General features: G+C 67.6%; 1 protein-coding gene. It reads left to right on the forward strand.

Annotated elements, in window-relative coordinates; all coding sequences use genetic code 11:
* Positions 1-1,023: Na+/H+ antiporter NhaC family protein (locus EKG36_RS20410; RefSeq protein ID WP_126487114.1), on the forward strand; the 1,023-nt coding region annotated here is incomplete at both ends.

The following is a 1,023-nucleotide window of genomic DNA, read 5'->3' on the forward strand; positions in this document are numbered from 1 at the left end:
GCGGCCATGCTGCTCTGCTCGGTGGTCTCGGTCTCGCTCGGCACCTCCTGGGGCACCGTGGGCACCGTGGGCCTGGCGCTGATGGGCATCGGCGCGGGCTTCGAGATCCCCATGTACTGGACCGCCGGCGCCGTCGTCTCGGGCGCCTTCTTCGGCGACAAGGTCTCACCGCTGTCGGACACCACCAACCTCGCCCCGGCCGTCACCGGCACCGACGTCTTCTCCCATATCAAGAACATGATGCCGACCACCATCCCGTCGATGCTGATCGCCTTCGTCATCTACCTGGTGGCGGGCTTCACCCTGATCGACGGAAATGCGGCGTCCTTCGACAAGATCAATGCCATCACCGCCGCGCTGGAGGCCAACTTCACCATCTCGCCCTGGCTGCTGCTGCCGGCGGTGCTGGTGATCGGGCTCGCCGTCAAGCGCATGCCGCCCATTCCCTCGCTGTTCGCCGGCGTGCTGGCCGGGGCGGTGACCGCCCTGCTCGTGCAGGGGGTCGGCGTCCATGAAGTGGTCACCTACGCCAACAGCGGCTACGCGATCGACACCGGCATCGCCACCATCGACAGCCTGCTCAATCGCGGCGGCATCCAGTCGATGATGTGGACCATTTCGCTGGTGCTCATCGCCCTGGGCTTCGGCGGCGCGCTGGAGAAGACCGGCTGCCTCGAGGCGATCATCCGCGCCATCATGACCAGGGTACGCAGCTTCCGCGGCGTGCAAACCTCGGCGGTGCTGACCTCGGTCTCCACCAACCTGGTCGCCGGGGACCCCTACCTCTCCATCGCCCTGCCCGGCCGCATGTACGCCCCCACCTACCGGGGCCTGGGCTACTCGACCCTGAATCTGTCCCGGGCGATCGAGGAGGGCGGCACCCTGGTCTCCCCGCTGATTCCCTGGAACGCCGGCGGGGCCTTCGTGATCAGCGCGCTGGGGCTGGGCATCGTCGAGGGCAATGTCGTGAACCTGCTGTATATCCCGCTGGCCTTCGCCTGCTGGCTGTCGCCGGTGATCGGC

The organism is Halomonas nitroreducens, assembly GCF_003966155.1.
Lineage (GTDB): Bacteria > Pseudomonadota > Gammaproteobacteria > Pseudomonadales > Halomonadaceae > Halomonas > Halomonas nitroreducens.